Consider the following 17400-nt stretch of genomic DNA (forward strand, 5'->3'; position numbering starts at 1 on the left):
TACGGCCCTTAAAGATCGACGCTGTTAGGCAGAATCACCAGATCCCGGACGGTAACGTTCTTCGAACGGGTCACCATGAACAACACCGATTCTGCGACTTCAATCGGCTGCATCAGGCTGCCGTTTGCCAGCGCTTCATCCATTTTGGCCTGCGGCCAGTCGTCGAGCAGAGCCGTCACTACCGGCCCAGGCAGAACGGCTCCGACGCGTACGCCATGTTCCGCGACCTGACGACGGGTGGTATGCACGAACGCCTGAACGGCAAATTTGGACGCGGTGTAGATCGGCTCCCAGATAACCGGCACCACGCCCGCAATGGAGCTGGTGAAGATAATATCGCCTGACTTCTGCGCAATCATATGCGGCAGTACGGCGCGAACGCAGCGGAAGGCGGCGTTGATATTCAGGTTCAGTACGCGATCCCAGACGTCCGGGTCGCCTTCAGCAACCGGCCCGCCGATGTAGGCGCCTGCATTGGCGTGAAAAATATCCAGGCCGCCGGCGAGGCCGACAATGTCGCTCAGCATCGCGTCGACTTGCTCGGGTTTGAACAGATCGATTTGCAGGGCAAACGCGTTCTCGCCCAGCTCGGCGACAAGGCGCTGAAGCTTTTCGCCTTCCCGGTCGATTAACACCACCTTAGCGCCAGCGCCGAGCAGCGTTTTTGCACACTCCAGGCCAATACCTGAGGCGGCGCCAGTGATAGCAGCGACTTTGCCCTGAAGGGAACTATTCATGGAGGGGACAGAGTGATTCATTTTATAATCCTTTATGCAGAGATGATTTTTAGGGTGTGTCTGCTTTCGCGTGAAGAACGGGGGTTCTGACTGACGCGTGAAGCAAACTGCTCAATCGATGAAGCAGATCTAGCACTTGCTTATTTCTCCAGCAAGAGACATTCAAAATGAAGAGGCGATTTTGTGACGCGCGTTGAGAAAACGAAGAAAACGACCATTTACGATCTGGCGGAACTCACCGGCGTTTCTGCCAGCGCGGTGAGTGCTATTTTGAATGGCAACTGGAAGAAACGCCGCATCAGCGCCAGCCTGGCAGAGAAGGTAACCCGCATTGCACAAGAGCAGGGCTACGCGGTTAACCGTCAGGCAAGCCTGCTGCGCAGCAAGAAATCGAACGTTATCGGCATGATTGTGCCGAAATATGACAACCGCTATTTCGGCTCTATAGCGGAAAAATTCGAAGAGATGGCGCGTGCCAGAGGGCTGTTGCCGATTATTACCTGCACACGCCGACAGCCGGAACTCGAGCTGGATGCCGCCCGTGCCATGCTCTCCTGGCAGGTTGACTGGGTCATTGCCACGGGGGCGACACACCCGGACAAAATTGCTGAACTCTGTCATCAGGCGGGCGTACCTACGCTAAATCTTGATCTGCCGGGTACCCTGGCGCCCTCTATCATTTCGGATAACTACGGCGGCGCGAAGATGCTGACAGAGCGGATCCTCGCCAGCAGCTTTAAACGGTTTGGTTCGCTGGCTCCGCTGACCTTCGTTGGCGGACGCCGGAGTGATAACAACACCACAGAGCGCCTGCGCGGGTTCCTTGATGCCCATCAGGCCCATGGGCTGACCGTTCCGGAACAGCAGCTGCTGGTCACCGGGTACTCGTCATCGCGCGTGGAGGAGCAGCTCAGAGCCACCTTCCCGTCGCCATCGACGGCGCTAAAGGGGCTGTTTGTCAATTCGACCATTTCGCTGGAGGGGGTGGTACGTTGGCTGGCCCAATACGGGCAGACCGGCCAAAATCAGCCGCCGATGGGTTGTTTTGACTGGGACCCATTTGTCTCTCTGCTGGGACATGATATCGACATGGTGCGCCAGGACGTCCCGGCGATGCTGGAGAAGGTATTTGAAATTCTCGATTCCGGTGATACCTCGGTCAGGCGTATTGAGATCCCACCGGAACTGATTGGCAGCCAGAGCGTCACGGCCTAGCCCTGACGCGTCAGCAGCCAGCGCGCGGTCTGTTCATCCGTCACCAGACCGTTTACCCAGCCGCCTTTGAGGGCGGCAAGGATCGCCGGGCGTTTATCCTCGCCGCAGGCGGCCGCAATACGTGGACACTGGCTCTGGCGAATATCGTAGCTGGTAATAAAGCAATTAATCTGGCTGTCGATGACCTTGCCGTCGGCATCGATAAAGCGTCCGAGTATTTCGCCAACGCCACCGCGCTGGGTCAGCTCTTCCAGCTGTGCCTCATCGATAAACCCGTCTTTGAAGATAGGGCTCTGCCTGCCCAGCGCCCCGATGCCGACAAAAATCACATCGGCTGCATCCGCCACGGCGCAGACGTTACGGAACAGGCGGTTTGAGCACCACATCTCATGCTCCTCGCTGGACTGAGCATAGCGCGGCGCCGGCCACTGGTAATATTTTCCCTGAATTTTACGCGCCAGCAGCAACGGCACATCATCGTAATAGTTACATTGCCCGTGCTCGTTCATGGCGCTGATCAGGGCGACACAGCGGGTGTTGTGGCTGTCAAAATCGATACGCTTGATGGTTTTTTTTAGCGTCAGTCCGGAGCCAATTCCGACAACCGTGGGTTTATCACCTTGCAGGTAGCGGGCCATCAGCTGATAACAGCCAAACGTCACGCTATCCAGCGCGCTTTCATTGCGGTAGACGGGCACAATGTTGCAGTGGGTCAGGTGATATTTTTCCGCGAGAAGTTGCGCATAATCGAGGCAGTTAGCGACAGGGTGATGAAGCCCAATCGAGACAATGCCTTCCTCTTTCGCGGCGGCAATCAGCCGCTGCACCACCGGTCTTGATGTGCCGAGCTGGCTGGCAATTTCGCTTTGATTAAGCCCGGCGATGTAATACATCCATGCCGCCCGCACTTTTTGATCGAGCCTGATGTCATCTTCTTTGCTCACGTTTCCCTGCCTCAAGAGTGGGGTTGAGGGCGGTCAACACCCACAACAATTGTCTGTCATTCTGGCGGGTGCTCCGCGCTGAGGCAAGCGGTTTGCTCTTTATTGGTCATTTGTTATTTGAATGGTCATTTGTTCTTTTGTGATCTGTAGCTCTTATTTTAATCAAATGATCATCTACAGTTCAGCCATAACCTCACTGGAGAACAGAACAATGACCGAGAAATACACATGGCTACATATTGGGCTGGGGTCTTTTCATCGTGCGCATCAGGCGTGGTATCTGCACCGCCTGATTGCCGGCGGCGATACGCGCTGGCACATCGCTGCGGGCAACATACGCAACGATGCTGAACATGTGGTGCAGGCGCTGGCCGCGCAGAAGGGGCGATATGTACTGGAGACCGTCAGCCCGGAAGGCGAGAGAGACTATGAAGAGATCGCCTCGATTCAGACGCTGATCCCGTGGCAGGCGGATTTGCAGCCGCTGATTGCCGAAGGGGCGAACCCGCAGACTCGGGTCATCGCGTTTACCGTGACGGAGGGGGGCTACTATCTGGATACCAGCCACAGGCTGGATGTGGCCAATGCCGATCTGGCGAGCGATATTAAGGGCGGCTGTAAAACCATCTACGGGACAATTGCCCGCATCCTCGAAGCGCGTATGGCGAACGGAGCGGGTCCGGTAACCTTGCTTAACTGTGACAACGTGCGGCATAACGGCGAGCGCTTCCACGACGGGTTGATTGAATTCTTAACCCTCAGCGGCAAACAGAGGGTCATCGACTGGCTGAGCGCTAATGCGACCTGTCCGAATACCATGGTGGATCGCATCACACCGCGTCCGGCGGCCGATCTCCCGGCGCGCATTAAGGCCCGGACGGGCATAGACGATAACGCCCCGGTTATGGGGGAACGCTTTATTCAGTGGGTGGTTGAAGACAATTTCCGCGACGTTCGTCCCGCGCTGGAAACGGTGGGCGTGGAGCTGGTGGGATCCGTCATCCCTTATGAAGAGGCGAAGATCCGCATCCTCAATGCCTCCCATAGCTGTATCGCCTGGGCGGGTACTCTGGTCGGGCAGCAGTATATCCATGAAAGCACGCTGACAGAATTTATCTACAAGATTGCCGACCGCTACGTGACGGAAGATGTCATTCCCTGCCTGGGAGATAATGGCATCGATCTGCCAGCCTACCGCGACGTGGTGCTTAAGCGTTTTACCAACCCCTGGATTCAGGACACCAACCAGCGCGTCGCGGCCGACGGGTTCTCGAAGATCCCGGCGATGATAGCCCCAACGCTGCGTGAATGTTACCAGCGCGGCGTACGTCCTGACGCTACCGCTATGCTGCCTGCGCTGTTCTACGTCTATATGGAGCAGTGGCATCACGGCAAGCTGCCATATGAATACCAGGACGGTATCCTCAACGCCTCTGCGGTACATGCGATGTTCGAATCGGACGATCCGATAGCCCGATATGCCAGCGATACCGCCCTGTTTGGCGATCTGACCGGCCGGGAAGATTTTGCCGCGCTTCTGCGTGAAAAAATCGCTGACGTCTACGCGCTGATTAAGTGAGAGGTGGGTATGTATCTGGGCATCGATCTTGGCACATCAGAAGTAAAGGCGCTGGTCATTGACGAAAACAACGGCGTTGTCGCCACCCATAGCGCGCCGCTGACGATACAGCGTCCGAAGCCGCACTGGTCTGAACAATCGCCGGAAGCCTGGTGGGAGGCAACCGAATACCTGATTGCCACCCTCCGGGAGAAGTGCGGCCACCACTGGCAGGCGATAAAAGCCATTGGCCTTTCCGGACAGATGCACGGTGCGGTACTGCTGGATGCCGCGGGTGAACCCCTGCGTCCGGCCATCCTGTGGAATGACACCCGCTGCGCGCAGGAGTGCGCAGAGCTGGAAGAGATGGCGCCCGAGCTGCACCAGGTGGCGGGGAACCTGGCAATGCCGGGGTTTACGGCACCAAAGCTGCTCTGGGTGCGCCGTCATGAGCCGCAGAACTTCAGCCGTCTCGCCACCGTGCTGCTGCCGAAGGATTATCTGCGCTTCAAAATGACCGGAAAAAAAATCTCTGATATGTCGGACTCGGCAGGGACGCTGTGGCTGGATGTGGGAAAACGAGACTGGTCGGATGCACTGCTGGAAAAATGTGGGCTGTCGCGTGCCGCCATGCCTGCGCTGGTGGAAGGGTGTGAGGTCTCGGCGCTACTCGAACCTGCGGTAGCGCAGCGGTGGGGTCTGAACCCCTCGGTTATCGTTGCCGGCGGCGGGGGAGATAACGCCGTCAGCGCGATAGGGGTTGGGGCCGTTTCGCCGGGCGATGCGTTTATTTCGCTGGGAACCTCCGGCGTGCTGTTTGTGGTCACGGATGCCTACCGTCCGGCGCCCCAGTCTGCCGTGCACGCGTTCTGTCACGTGCTGCCAAACCTGTGGCATCAGATGAGCGTGATGTTAAGCGCCGCCAGTTGTCTACAGTGGTTTTGCCGTCTGGTGGGCGTCACGGAGCTGGCATTGCTTGAGGAGATCGCCCAGCTAAGCGATGCGGAGAAAGCGAGCGCGCCGATGTTCCTGCCCTACCTTTCCGGGGAACGTACGCCGCATAACGATCCCTGTGCACGGGGCATGTTCTGGGGGCTAACGCACTCCAGCCAGCGTGCGCTGATGGGGTATGCGGTGCTGGAAGGCGTCAGCTTCGGTATTGCCGATGGCCTTCGCGTGTTGCAGGAGAGCGGCACGCAGATTGAACAGTGCTCCCTCGTCGGCGGCGGGGCGCGGAGCCCCTTCTGGGCCCAGCTGCTGGCCGATATTCTGGCGATGCCGGTGGTGACGCATAAGGGCGGCGAAACCGGCGGTGCGCTGGGGGCTGCACGGCTGGCCTGTCTCGCAGCCGGTAAGCCGCTGGCTTCCGTGTGCGAAAAACCTGAAGTCTATAAAACCTGGCGCAGCGATCCGGCGCGCCACCGTGCGCTGATGACGCGTTACCAGCAGTTTAACGCGCTTTACCAAAACGACCTGAACTACCGAAACCCATAATTCTGTGGCAAAGACCCTCCGGCGATGCTGCCGGAGCGGTTCCCTGTACCCTAAAAACGAGGTCAATATGTCGTTAAATAACAAACAATGGCTGGGATTACCCCTGAGTCTGGTCTGGGGGTATATCGCTATCGCGGTCTTTATGACGGGCGATGGTTTCGAGCTGGCATTCCTGTCGCACTATATTAAGGCGCTGGGCTTCACGCCTGCTGAAGCCTCTTTCGCCTTCACGCTTTACGGTCTCGCGGCGGCGCTCTCCGCATGGATTTCCGGCGTGGTGGCTGAAATCATCACCCCGCAAAAAACCATGCTGATTGGCTTCGTCCTGTGGTGCGTTTTCCACGTCCTGTTTCTCGTTTTTGGTCTGGGTCAGGCAAATTACGCATTAATTCTGCTGTTCTACGGGATCCGCGGCTTGGCCTATCCGCTGTTCCTCTATGCCTTTATCGTCGCCATTGTGCATAACGTTCGCAGTGACAGTACCAGCGCGGCGCTGGGCTGGTTCTGGGCGGTTTACTCTATCGGCATCGGCGTGTTCGGCAGCTACATTCCTAGCTTTACCATTCCGCACATCGGGGAGATGGGCACCCTGTGGCTGGCACTGGCGTTTTGCGTAACCGGCGGGATCATTGCGCTGGTCTCTATGCGTAAGGTGGAAACGCCACGGCATATGCAGACTCTCTCCACCCGGGAAAAATTCGCCGAGCTGGGCCGTGCGGCGACGCTGCTCTACACCAACCGCAGTATTCTGCTCTCCAGCATGGTGCGTATCATCAACACCCTCTCCCTGTTCGGGTTTGCCGTCATCATGCCGATGATGTTTGTTGACGAACTGGGCTTCACCACCTCCGAGTGGCTTCAGGTCTGGGCAGTATTCTTCTTCACCACCATCTTCTCGAACGTCTTCTGGGGCGTGGTGGCGGAAAAAATGGGCTGGATGCGGGTGGTGCGCTGGTTTGGCTGCATCGGGATGGCGCTTTCGAGCCTGGCGTTTTACTACATTCCGCAGCACTTCGGGCATAACTTTGCCATGGCACTGGTGCCGGCTATCGCGCTGGGGATTTTTGTGGCGGCCTTCGTACCGATGGCGGCGGTGTTCCCGGCGCTGGAGCCGCGGCACAAGGGGGCGGCGATTTCGGTGTATAACCTGTCAGCCGGCCTGTCTAACTTCCTTGCGCCGGCGATTGCCGTGGTGCTGCTGCCCTGGTTCAGCACGCTCGGCGTGGTCATTGCCTACACGGCGCTGTATGTCGTGGCCTTTATCCTGTGTCCGTTTATTCGGGTTGAACAGCCTGGGTTTGTTCGTCAGGAAACCTGCAAGGGTGAAACGGTCGGAATTTCGTAATTTATTAAGGCCTGACGGCAGCGTCGGGCCATTCACGGAGACGTATGATGGATGTTAAGGCGGTAATTTTTGACATGGATGGCGTCATCATTGACTCCGAAGGCCTGTGGCGTCAGGCGCAAAAAGCAGCTCTGGCAGGCTGGCGTGCTGAGGTCAGCGACGAAGAGTGTGAGTCACTGACGAAAGGCAAGCGGCTGGATGAGATTGCCCGGACCTGGTGCGAATACTGCAAACTTGAGGCCGATCCTGAAATGATTGAAGCAGCCATTCGTCTGCGCATCATCGAACTGATTGGCCGGGAAGGCAAAGCGATAGAGGGCATCTACGACGTGATGTCGTATTTTCGTGAGGCAGGTTACCGGATTGCACTTGCCACCTCTTCGTCGCATGAAATCGTGCATGCGGTGCTTAAGAAACTCAGGATGGGTCACTATTTTGAGGTCATTTGCAGCGCCGACGATGAACGCTACGGAAAACCGCACCCTGCCGTCTATCTCTCGGCGCTGCGAAAATTAGGCCTGACGGCCTCGCAGTGCATAGTGATTGAGGACAGCCAGAGCGGCTACCGTGCCGCCCTTAGTGCGGGGCTCAAAACCCTCATCGTCTCGCCAGCGTGCCATCATGCCAGCTTTAACAATGCCAGTGGCCGGTATGCGTCTATGCATGCGCTGCTGGAAACGCTTGCCGTTCCAGCCCCGGAAGCGGGTTAGTTGACTGATTTGTAAGCGCAGAAGTTTCCGCGGGTTGTTGCCGGTCAGCATATTCCTGCTTCTGCGCTTACCTTCAAATAACGTCTCCCGATCAACCTCACATTTCCCCGCGCTTTTGTGAAAATTGTCACGTCCGACTGTGCATATGCCCAAAAAATAGCCTCTCCTTAACGCGTTTTGTCCGAGGACGTGCTGATTTTTTATGCTTAAATTACATACTGAAACGCATTTTTAAAATCATAAAACCCCTTTGTCATTTTCTGCTTCTGGGCTTATCGCCGGACTTAAGGACCGATAATGAAAATTGAATCTGTAAACGTCACCGTTTTTCAGTACCCGACGCGTCGGGTCTCTGACGCCGCGGGGCATTCGCATCCTGGGCCGGAGAGCATGGCCAAAATGGCAATGCTGACCATCACGGCAGAAGAGGGCACCCGCGGATATTCGTTCGCGCCGCCGGAAGTGGTGCGCCCCTTTGTGGTCAATACCTTCTTTCGCAAAGTGCTGGTGGGGCAGGACGCATTCAACCGGGAACGCATCTGGCAGGATCTGGCACACTGGCAGCGGGGAAGCGCGCATCAGCTGACCGAGCGTGCGCTGGGCTTCGTTGAACAGGCGCTGTGGGATCTGATTGGCCGTAAGCTCAACCTGCCGGTCTGGAAACTGCTTGGCGGCTATCGCGATAAGGTGCCGGCCTATGGCAGCACCATGTGCGGCGACGATCTGCCGGGCGGATTATCCACGCCGGAGGAGTACGCCAGCTTTGCCGAAAAGCTGGTGGCGCGCGGTTACAAGGCCATCAAGCTGCACACCTGGATGCCGCCGGTCTCTTTCGCCCCCAATCCAAAGATGGACGTCAAAGCCTGTGCCGCCGTGCGTGAAGCGGTTGGCCCGGACATTGACCTGATGATTGACGGCTACCACTGGTACAGCCGTACCGAGGCGCTGTACATCGGCAAAGCGCTGGAAAAGCTTGACTTCGCCTGGTTTGAAGAGCCGATGGAAGAGGAGAGCATGGCCTCCTACGCGTGGCTGGCGGAGAACCTCTCGATTCCGGTTATCGGGCCGGAAAGCCTGGGCGGAAAGCACCACAGCCGTGCTGACTGGATCAAAGCCGGGGCCTGCGACATCCTGCGCGCAGGGTCGAACGGCGTGGGCGGCATTTCCCCAACGCTGAAGGTGGCGAACCTGGCGGAATCTTTTGGCATGGACTGCGAAATACACGGCAACGGCGCGGCCAGCCTGGCGGTGATTGGCGCCATCAAAAACTGCCGCTGGTACGAGCGCGGCCTGCTGCACCCGTTCCTCGACTACGACCAACCGGCGGCGTACCTCAACAGCCTGGTGGACCCGATGGACGAAAACGGCATGGTCAGTCTGCCGACCCGCCCGGGACTGGGCGAAGACATTAATTTTGCATATATCGAAGCCAATACCGTCAGCCACGACTGACAGATAAAAACGTACCCTACAGGCGATATATACATGAAACGATCTCCCTTAGCCGGGGCGTGCTTGCTCGCGCTCTCGCTGATGATGGGGAGCGGTGCGGCGTACGCGAAAACGCCGCCCGACCAGCTCATCATCGGCATGAACATGAATAACCTGCTGACCCTCGATCCGGCGGCAATGACCGGTAACGAAGTGGTCGGCATTGTGGTCAATCTCTACGACTCGCTGGTGGAGCTGGACCCGAACGCGCTCACCAACGTCAGGCCCGCGCTGGCGACGTCCTGGGATATTTCGCCGGACCGTAAAACCCTGACCTTTCACCTGCGTGACGACGTTAAATTCCACTCTGGCAACCCGCTCACGGCGGAGGATGTGGTCTGGTCGATGCGCCGTCTGCTGCACCTCAACCTTGCCCAGGCCTCGGTGTGGAAGTCGTATGGATTTTCTAAGCAAAACATCGACAGCCAAATCAGCGCCCCCGATGCCTACACGGTGCAAATTGTTCTGCCTAAGCCTAACGATCCGCAGCTGGTGATCTACTCCCTCGGCGCGCTCGGCAACCTCGGCGTGCTCGACAGCAAAACGGTGCAGCAGCACGCGGTGAATAACGACTGGGGCAACCGCTGGCTTACCATCAACGAAGCGGGTTCCGGCCCGTTTATGCTGGAAACCTGGCAGGCGAAGGATGTGCTGCGCATGCAGCGCAACCCGCAATACTGGCGGGAAGAACCCAAAATGAGCCGGGTGGTGCTGCGTCATTTCCAGGAGTCACAAACCCTGCGCCTGATGATTGAGAAAGGCGACCTCGACGTTGCCAACAACATGGCGGTGGCGGACATTAACGCCCTGCGCAAAGACCCGCAGCTCACCGTCGAAGCCGTGCAGAAAGGCACGGTCTACTACGTGGCGATGAGCATGAAAGAGGCCCATTTCGCTAACCCGAAGGTGCGCGAAGCGGTGCGCTATCTGATTGACTATCAGGGCATCAACAGCGCGCTGATGCCGGGCTACGGCGTGCTGCACCAGCGCCCGATCAAGGCGGGTATGCCGTCCACGCTGCCGGACCCGGGCTATAGGCTCGATATCCCGCGCGCCAGAAAGCTGCTGGCGGAGGCGGGCTACCCGGACGGGTTTGACACCACCCTGCGGGTGCTGGCGGATCAGCCGTTCCTCAATATCGCCATCGCCGTGCAGTCGACGCTGATGCAGGCGGGCATCAACGCCAAAATCATCACCGGCACCGGGAACCAGATTTACGGCGCAATGCGCGAGCGCAAGTTCGACATGCTGGTGGGGCGCGGCGGTAGCGGCGTCGAACCCCATCCGCACTCCAGCCTGCGGGCGTTGGTCTATAACCCGGACAACAGCGATGAAGCCCGTCTGACCAACTTCCAGGGCTGGCGTACCAGCTTCTACGACAAGCCGCTCAACGAAATGATCGACAAGGCCCTGCTGGAGCGCGATCCGGAAAAACAGATCGCCGACTACCAGCAGATCCAGGTCCGCTACGACGCGCTGATCCCGGCGATGATCCCCCTGTCACAGATGGTCGATTCGGTGGTGGTGCGTAACGAGGTGAAGAACTTCCAGTCGCACCCGTCGGCCACCACCTTCCTGCGTGAGGTCTACAAAACCGGAGGTGACAAATGAGTGTGGCAATTCTCGCGCCCGGCTCACGGACCCGGCGCTTCTCAAAGCGGTTAACGCAGGTGGTGGTGACGCTGTTCGGCCTTCTGCTGCTGACCTTTTTCATCGGCCGCGTAATGCCCGTCGATCCGGTGCTGGCGATTGTCGGACCGGATGCCGACCACAGCACCTATCAGCAGGTCTATCACCAGCTGGGATTCGACCGGTCGCTGCTGGCTCAGTTCGGTATTTACCTCAATAACCTGCTGCACGGCGATCTGGGCAATGCCCTGCTGACGGGTAAACCGGTAACTGCCGATATTCTGCGCGTCTTCCCGGCGACGCTCGAGCTGGCGACGATGGCGATTATCGTCGGTGCGGGTCTGGGCATTCCGCTGGGCGTACTGGCGGCGGCGCGGCGCAACAGCGTTTCCGACTACGTGGTGCGCATCATCAGTCTGGCGGGTTATTCCACGCCGATTTTCTGGGTCGGGATGATGGGGCTGCTGCTGTTCTACGCCTGGCTTGGCTGGGTGGGAGGCGCGGGACGTCTGGATCTCGGACTGGAGGGGGTAGTCCCACGCCGCACCGGACTGATGACGGTGGATGCGCTGCTGGCCGGGAACGGCGCGGTGTTCTGGAACGCCATTAACCATCTGGTTTTGCCCGCGTCGCTGCTTGGCTTCCACTCGCTGGCCTATATCAGCCGCATGACCCGCAGCTTCATGCTGGCGCAGCTGTCGCAGGAGTTCATTATCACTGCCCGGGTGAAGGGCTTAACTGAACGTCAGGTGATCTGGAATCACGCGTTTCGCAACATTCTCGTGCAGCTCCTGACGGTAGTGGCGCTGGCCTACGGCTCGCTGCTGGAGGGGGCGGTGCTGATTGAAACCGTCTTCTCCTGGCCGGGCTTCGGTTCGTATCTCACCGGCAGCCTGCTGCTCGGGGATATGAACGCGGTCATGGGCTGCGTGCTGCTGGTGGGGGTCATCTTCGTGATGCTGAACCTGCTCTCCGACATGCTGTATCAACTCTTTGACCCGAGGACGAAATCATGACCGTTTCTCTGGATTCGCCGCTGGGGACCGGGCCATCCGAACGCCGCCAGCGTATCAGACGCACGCTGGGCCGCGCCGCGGGCTTCATCGGCAAGATGGCGCGCAATCCGCTCACCGCCATCGGCGGCGGGATTATCCTGCTGCTGCTGATTGTGGCGGCGTTTGCCCCGCTGATCGCGCCGTACAACCCGCTGGTGCAGGACCTCAATAACGCGCTGGTCGCCCCGAACGCACTGCACTGGTTCGGCACCGACGAGTTTGGCCGGGACATCTTCAGCCGGCTGGTGTACGGCGCGCGCATCACGCTCTACATCGTGCTGCTGGTCTCCGTGACCGTTGGCCCGCTGGGGCTGCTGCTGGGCGTCACCGCAGGCTACTTCGGCGGCAGGGTGGACGCGGTGCTGATGCGCGTCACCGATATCTTTATCTCCTTCCCGAGCCTGGTGCTGGCGCTGGCGTTTGTCGCGGCGCTCGGGCCGGGGCTGGAGCACGTGGTGATTGCGATTACGCTCACCGCCTGGCCGCCGATTGCCCGTCTGGCGCGCGCCGAAACTCTCTCTCTGCGCCAGGCCGATTTTATCTCCGCCGTGCGGCTTCAGGGTGCTTCCCCGGTGCGCGTACTGTGGCGTCACATCGTCCCGCTGTGCCTGCCGTCAGTGATTATCCGCATCACCATGAACATGGCGGGGATCATTCTCACCGCCGCCGGGCTGGGCTTTCTTGGCCTTGGCGCACAGCCGCCGGAGCCGGAGTGGGGAGCGATGATCTCCAGCGGTCGTACCTACATGATGGAGTGCTGGTGGGTGGTGACTATTCCGGGGCTGGCGATCCTGATCAACAGTCTGGCGTTCAACTTCTTAGGAGATGGCCTGCGTGACATCCTCGATCCTCGTAGCGAATAACCCGATGCTCGACGTGCGCGATCTCCACGTCGATTTTATCAACGGCGACGCGGTCACCCACGCGGTGCGCGGCGTCTCTTTCCAGCTCGGACGCGAAAAGCTGGCGATTGTCGGTGAATCCGGTTCCGGTAAATCCACCGTCGGGCGGGCGCTGCTACGCCTGCATCCGGCCAAAGCGCAGATCCGCGCCGCGCGGATGCAGTTTGGCGATGTCGATTTACAGGCCGTCAGCGAGGCGCAGATGCGCGGCATTCGCGGCAAGCGCATCTCGATGATCATGCAGGACCCGAAATACTCCCTTAACCCGGTGGTGTGCGTGGGCGACCAAATTGCCGAAGCCTGGCTGACCCATCATCCGGGGCGCAAGGCGGAAGCCAAAGCCAGAGTGCTGGAGATGCTCGACGTGGTGCGCATTCGCCAGCCGGAGCGGGTGTATCACCTCTGTCCGCACGAGATTTCCGGCGGGCAGGGGCAACGCATCATGATCGCCATGATGCTGATCGCCGATCCGGAGCTGGTCATTGCCGACGAGCCGACTTCGGCGCTGGACGTGTCGGTGCGTTTGCAGGTGCTGGGCCTGCTCGACGACCTGGTGCAGTCCCGTGGTCTGGGGCTGATCTTTATCAGCCACGACATCAACCTGGTGCGCAGCTTCTGCGACCGGGTGCTGGTGATGTACGCCGGACGGGTGGTGGAGTCGATTGCCGCGAAGGATCTGCACAACGCCAGGCATCCCTACACCCAGGGGCTCATCAGCGCGCTACCGGAAATCAACCATCGCCGACCGACGCTGCCGGTATTACAGCGTCAGGCCAGCTGGCTCAACGAGTAAGGAGCAGAGATGATCGAGATACAACACCTTAACCTGACGTTTGGCGAGGGCGAGAAGCGTAATCAGGTGCTGGACGATGTGAATATCAGCGTGAGGGACGGCGAGATTTACGGCCTGGTGGGGGAGTCCGGTTCGGGCAAAACCACGGTGCTGAAATGCCTTGCCGGGCTGTTTACCCACTGGGAGGGCGAGCTGGCGATTAACGGCAAGCGGCTGGGAAAACGTATCAGCCAGGAACGCTGCCGCCGGGTGCAGATGGTATTTCAGGATCCGTACGGCTCTTTGCATCCGCGTCACACCATCGGCGATATTCTGGAAGAGCCGCTGCACATTCACCGCATAAAAAATCGGGAGCGGCGCGTTCACGCCCTGCTGGATAAAGTTGGGCTTAGCCGGGCGTTTCGCGATCGCTATCCGCACCAGCTTTCCGGCGGGCAGCGCCAGCGCGTGGCGATTGCCAGGGCGCTGATTCTGGAGCCGCAGGTGCTGCTGCTGGATGAACCTACCTCGGCGCTGGACGTCTCGGTTCAGGCGGAAATCCTCAACCTGCTGGCGGAACTTCAGCGTGAGTCGAACCTGACCTACCTGATGGTCACCCACGATCTGGGCGTGATTGCCCATCTGTGTCAGAAGGTGGCGGTAATGCAGTATGGCAAAATCCTTGAAAGCCTGACGGTGGACGAACTGGTCGCCGGGCAGGCCAAAACCGACTATACGCGGATGCTGGTCAATGCCTCACAGCAGTATTCCCGCGAGATGGCGCGGGAGGTGGCGGTGTATTAGGTAGCCGGGTGGCGGCTACGCGATCGGTCCTGTAGGCCGGGTAAGGCGTAGCCGCCACCCGGCAAACCATCAGCGCAAGAGCTGACAATCCGGCGGTAATCGGCACTGCAACGCGCCCGGAACCACTTCGATGCGGAATTTCTCTCCGCTCAGCGGTTCGCCATCAAGGTTAAAGGTCATGCCGTGTGGGGCGATCACTTCAAACCACGCGGATTTCCCGGCGATAATATTGGGGCTCTCCTCTGGCTGCGTCAGCGTCGTAAACAGCGCGGGCAGCAGCCCGTCGCCAGTAAAAATGCGCAACTGTAGCTGACCATCATTAATCAGGGCTTCCGGGCAAAGCTGCTGTCCGCCGCCTGCCTGACGTCCGTTGCCGATACCAATCACCAGCGCGTCGCCCTGCCAGTGGAAGTTCTCACCGTGGATTTCACAGCTGTCGGGCTTGAGGGTGTCCATGCGCATCAGGCCGTGAATGAGGTACGAGACGCCGCCCAGCGCGGCTTTCAGCTTCTCCGGCGTTTCGCTGGTGATCCGCGTGCCGAAACCGCCCGTTGCCATGTTGATAAAGCAGGTTCTTTCATTCACCTGCGCAATGTCGACGGCGGTCGCTTTCCCGAGGATAGCCAGTTGCAGCGCTTTGCCTAAATCCTCAGGTATGCCGGCGCTGGTGGCAAAATCATTGGCGGTACCGAGCGGTAAAATGCCCATCACCGGGCGATGTGCTGTGTTGAGGTCAATAAGCGCGCCAGCGATCTCGTTGATTGTTCCGTCACCGCCGCCTGAAATGATGGTCTCAGCACCTAACCTGATGCCTTCGTCGATATAGCGTGCCGCATCGCCTTTTTCAAAGGTCACCCGCACGTGAATGCGCGCGCCATCTTCACGCAATTCGGTGATCGCCTGGCGCAACAGATCGTTGCCTGCACTTTTGCCATTGAGAATTAATAAACTGTCTGGATAGGATGCCATCCGGGTTGCTCCCTTTTTTAACTATAGAAAGAGTGTATCCCAGAGAAGGAAAAAGCGGGTAAGAACAGGATGAAAGGCAAAAAATAAGCCCGCGTAAGGGAGATTACGCAGGCTAAGGAGGTGGTTCCTGGTACAGCTAGCATTTATGGGTTATGTTTTTCAGCGGGGGGATAATACCCGTATTGAACGAAGCGGTATGTGATCCGATTCTAAGAATTATCCCAGCGTGAAAAAATCCCGTTGATTGACTATTTGCCGTGTGGATTTCGGGTATTTTCACCTTCAAAATTACGCATCAGCAGCGCAAACTCCAGTTCTACCTCTTCAGGAACCGGCAGCCAGACCACATGGCCGTCGCCAGGTGCGACCTCTATCGCCTCACCTTTTTTGTTTTCCAGGTGCTCGAGGCGGAAGTTCATGTTGCCCTGAGGCGTCATCAGCTCCAGGCTGTCGCCTTTAGTGAATTTGTTTTTTACGGCGACGGCGGCCAGCGGACCTTTACGTTCGCCGGTGAAGTCGCCTACAAACTGCTGGCGTTCGGAAATCGAGTAGCCATGCTCGTAGTTCTGGTAGTCGTCGTGGGTGTGACGGCGCAGGAAACCTTCGGTATAGCCGCGATGCGCCAGACCTTCCAGCGTTTCCAGCAGGCTGGTGTCGAACGGTTTGCCGGCGGCGGCATCGTCGATGGCTTTGCGATACACCTGTGCGGTACGGGCGCAGTAGTAGTAAGACTTGGTGCGGCCTTCGATTTTCAGGGAGTGTACGCCCATCTGGGTTAAACGCTCGACGTGTGCGATGGCGCGCAGATCTTTGGAGTTCATGATGTAGGTGCCATGCTCGTCTTCGAAGGCGGTCATGTATTCGCCCGGACGTTTGGCTTCTTCGATCATAAACACGCTGTCGGTAGGCGCGCCGATACCCAGCGTTGGCTCAACGTTGGTGACCGGGATCGGCTCGTGTTTGTGCACGATATTGCCGATGTCATCTTCTTTGCCTTCCTGAACGTTATATTCCCAGCGGCAGGCGTTGGTGCAGGTGCCCTGGTTCGGGTCACGCTTGTTGATGTAGCCAGAGAGCAGGCAGCGGCCGGAGTAGGCCATGCACAGCGCGCCGTGAACGAAGATTTCGATCTCCATATCCGGCACCTGGGTGCGGATCTCTTCGATCTCTTCGAGGGACAGCTCGCGGGACAGAATGACGCGGGTCAGCCCCATCTGTTTCCAGAATTTCACCGTTGCCCAGTTGACGGCGTTAGCCTGCACCGAGAGGTGAATGTCCATCTCCGGGAAGTTCTCCCGAACCAGCATGATTAAACCCGGGTCCGACATGATCAGCGCGTCCGGCCCCATCTCCACGACCGGCTTCAGGTCGCGAATGAACGTTTTCAGCTTGGCGTTGTGCGGCGCGATGTTCACCACCACGTAGAATTTTTTGCCCAGGGCATGCGCTTCATTGATGCCGAGCTGAAGATTCTCGTGGTTGAATTCGTTGTTACGCACGCGCAGCGAGTAGCGCGGCTGGCCCGCGTAAACGGCGTCGGCACCATAGGCGAAAGCGTAACGCATATTTTGCAGCGTTCCCGCCGGGGAAAGGAGTTCCGGTTTAAACATGTTTGTTCTCGTTCTGATGACAGGTCAGATCCGCGTGCACCTGGTGCAGCGGTAAGGGGAGATCCCCCACTTTAAGGGCGGGCATTGTAGCGCTGCGGGGAAGAGAGGTAAAGCTTTGCCCCTCACCCTAACCCTCTCCCCTTTGGGGAGAGGGCAGGGTGAGGG

Annotated in this window: 15 protein-coding genes; 11 read left to right on the plus strand and 4 right to left on the minus strand. The window is 58.6% G+C overall.

What is annotated here, in order from left to right; all coding sequences use genetic code 11:
* Positions 1 to 8: 8 nt before the first annotated feature.
* Positions 9 to 758, minus strand: a complete 750-nt coding sequence (locus tag SK54_RS09760; RefSeq protein WP_017693070.1) for an SDR family oxidoreductase — start codon at positions 756 to 758, stop codon at positions 9 to 11.
* Between the two features lie 162 nt (positions 759 to 920).
* On the opposite strand from SK54_RS09760, the gene SK54_RS09765 reads away from it, so the two are divergent.
* Positions 921 to 1952 carry a LacI family DNA-binding transcriptional regulator gene (locus SK54_RS09765; protein ID WP_048247098.1) on the plus strand — a complete coding sequence of 344 codons (1032 nt, stop codon included), beginning with the start codon at positions 921 to 923 and terminating at the stop codon, positions 1950 to 1952.
* Here SK54_RS09765 and SK54_RS09770 read toward each other — a convergent pair.
* Complete coding sequence (locus SK54_RS09770; protein WP_048247099.1) at positions 1949 to 2896, minus strand: sugar-binding transcriptional regulator; 948 nt, start codon at positions 2894 to 2896, stop codon at positions 1949 to 1951. The two genes, SK54_RS09765 and SK54_RS09770, sit on opposite strands and share 4 nt — an antisense overlap.
* 211 nt (positions 2897 to 3107) lie before the next feature.
* Here SK54_RS09770 and dalD point away from each other — a divergent pair, with 211 nt between their 5' ends.
* From dalD to SK54_RS09820, 10 genes are all read left to right on the plus strand, one after another.
* Positions 3108 to 4475: a D-arabinitol 4-dehydrogenase gene (dalD, locus tag SK54_RS09775; protein WP_032104897.1), complete on the plus strand. Its 1368-nt coding sequence runs from the start codon at positions 3108 to 3110 to the stop codon at positions 4473 to 4475.
* A 9-nt stretch (positions 4476 to 4484) separates the two neighbouring features.
* Positions 4485 to 5948: a xylulokinase gene (xylB, locus tag SK54_RS09780; RefSeq protein WP_015572354.1), complete on the plus strand. Its 1464-nt coding sequence runs from the start codon at positions 4485 to 4487 to the stop codon at positions 5946 to 5948.
* A gap of 67 nt (positions 5949 to 6015) precedes the next feature.
* Positions 6016 to 7293, plus strand: a complete 1278-nt coding sequence (locus SK54_RS09785) for an RbtT/DalT/CsbX family MFS transporter (RefSeq protein ID WP_017693074.1) — start codon at positions 6016 to 6018, stop codon at positions 7291 to 7293.
* A 44-nt stretch (positions 7294 to 7337) separates the two neighbouring features.
* The gene (locus SK54_RS09790; protein ID WP_015572355.1) at positions 7338 to 8003 is read left to right on the plus strand and encodes an HAD family hydrolase; all 666 of its coding nucleotides are present in this window, start codon (positions 7338 to 7340) and stop codon (positions 8001 to 8003) included.
* A gap of 297 nt (positions 8004 to 8300) precedes the next feature.
* On the plus strand, positions 8301 to 9455 hold the full coding sequence (locus SK54_RS09795; protein ID WP_015572356.1) for a mandelate racemase family protein: 1155 nt from the start codon (positions 8301 to 8303) through the stop codon (positions 9453 to 9455).
* Positions 9456 to 9488: 33 nt separating this feature from the next.
* Positions 9489 to 11105: an ABC transporter substrate-binding protein gene (locus SK54_RS09800; protein WP_048247100.1), complete on the plus strand. Its 1617-nt coding sequence runs from the start codon at positions 9489 to 9491 to the stop codon at positions 11103 to 11105.
* Positions 11102 to 12139: an ABC transporter permease gene (locus SK54_RS09805; RefSeq protein ID WP_017693076.1), complete on the plus strand. Its 1038-nt coding sequence runs from the start codon at positions 11102 to 11104 to the stop codon at positions 12137 to 12139. The genes SK54_RS09800 and SK54_RS09805 overlap by 4 nt, the downstream gene beginning before the upstream one ends.
* Positions 12136 to 13041: an ABC transporter permease gene (locus tag SK54_RS09810; RefSeq protein WP_040117861.1), complete on the plus strand. Its 906-nt coding sequence runs from the start codon at positions 12136 to 12138 to the stop codon at positions 13039 to 13041. Before SK54_RS09805 ends, SK54_RS09810 begins: the two co-directional genes overlap by 4 nt.
* On the plus strand, positions 13013 to 13873 hold the full coding sequence (locus tag SK54_RS09815; protein WP_023295029.1) for an ABC transporter ATP-binding protein: 861 nt from the start codon (positions 13013 to 13015) through the stop codon (positions 13871 to 13873). Before SK54_RS09810 ends, SK54_RS09815 begins: the two co-directional genes overlap by 29 nt.
* Positions 13874 to 13882: 9 nt before the next feature.
* On the plus strand, positions 13883 to 14656 hold the full coding sequence (locus SK54_RS09820) for an ABC transporter ATP-binding protein (protein ID WP_047726975.1): 774 nt from the start codon (positions 13883 to 13885) through the stop codon (positions 14654 to 14656).
* A 69-nt stretch (positions 14657 to 14725) separates the two neighbouring features.
* Here the strand turns inward: SK54_RS09820 and yegS are convergent, their stop codons facing one another.
* Together yegS and yegQ are read right to left on the minus strand one after the other, a co-directional pair.
* Positions 14726 to 15625, minus strand: coding sequence for a lipid kinase YegS (yegS, locus tag SK54_RS09825; protein WP_015572360.1), 900 nt, complete (start codon positions 15623 to 15625; stop codon positions 14726 to 14728).
* 248 nt (positions 15626 to 15873) lie between these two features.
* The gene (yegQ, locus tag SK54_RS09830) at positions 15874 to 17235 is read right to left on the minus strand and encodes a prephenate-dependent tRNA uridine(34) hydroxylase TrhP (protein WP_017383261.1); all 1362 of its coding nucleotides are present in this window, start codon (positions 17233 to 17235) and stop codon (positions 15874 to 15876) included.
* Positions 17236 to 17400 lie beyond the last annotated feature (165 nt).

This window comes from Enterobacter sp. MGH120 (genome assembly GCF_001037725.1).
In the GTDB taxonomy this organism is placed as follows: domain Bacteria; phylum Pseudomonadota; class Gammaproteobacteria; order Enterobacterales; family Enterobacteriaceae; genus Enterobacter; species Enterobacter hormaechei_C.

Coding starts and splice junctions, on each gene's coding strand:
- SK54_RS09760 (WP_017693070.1), bottom strand. CDS start 758: ATGAATCACTCTGTCCCCTCCATGAATAGTTCCCTTCAGGGCAAAGTC.
- dalD (WP_032104897.1), top strand. CDS start 3,108: ATGACCGAGAAATACACATGGCTACATATTGGGCTGGGGTCTTTTCAT.
- xylB (WP_015572354.1), top strand. CDS start 4,485: ATGTATCTGGGCATCGATCTTGGCACATCAGAAGTAAAGGCGCTGGTC.
- SK54_RS09785 (WP_017693074.1), top strand. CDS start 6,016: ATGTCGTTAAATAACAAACAATGGCTGGGATTACCCCTGAGTCTGGTC.
- SK54_RS09790 (WP_015572355.1), top strand. CDS start 7,338: ATGATGGATGTTAAGGCGGTAATTTTTGACATGGATGGCGTCATCATT.
- SK54_RS09795 (WP_015572356.1), top strand. CDS start 8,301: ATGAAAATTGAATCTGTAAACGTCACCGTTTTTCAGTACCCGACGCGT.
- SK54_RS09800 (WP_048247100.1), top strand. CDS start 9,489: ATGAAACGATCTCCCTTAGCCGGGGCGTGCTTGCTCGCGCTCTCGCTG.
- SK54_RS09805 (WP_017693076.1), top strand. CDS start 11,102: ATGAGTGTGGCAATTCTCGCGCCCGGCTCACGGACCCGGCGCTTCTCA.
- SK54_RS09810 (WP_040117861.1), top strand. CDS start 12,136: ATGACCGTTTCTCTGGATTCGCCGCTGGGGACCGGGCCATCCGAACGC.
- SK54_RS09820 (WP_047726975.1), top strand. CDS start 13,883: ATGATCGAGATACAACACCTTAACCTGACGTTTGGCGAGGGCGAGAAG.
- yegS (WP_015572360.1), bottom strand. CDS start 15,625: ATGGCATCCTATCCAGACAGTTTATTAATTCTCAATGGCAAAAGTGCA.
- yegQ (WP_017383261.1), bottom strand. CDS start 17,235: ATGTTTAAACCGGAACTCCTTTCCCCGGCGGGAACGCTGCAAAATATG.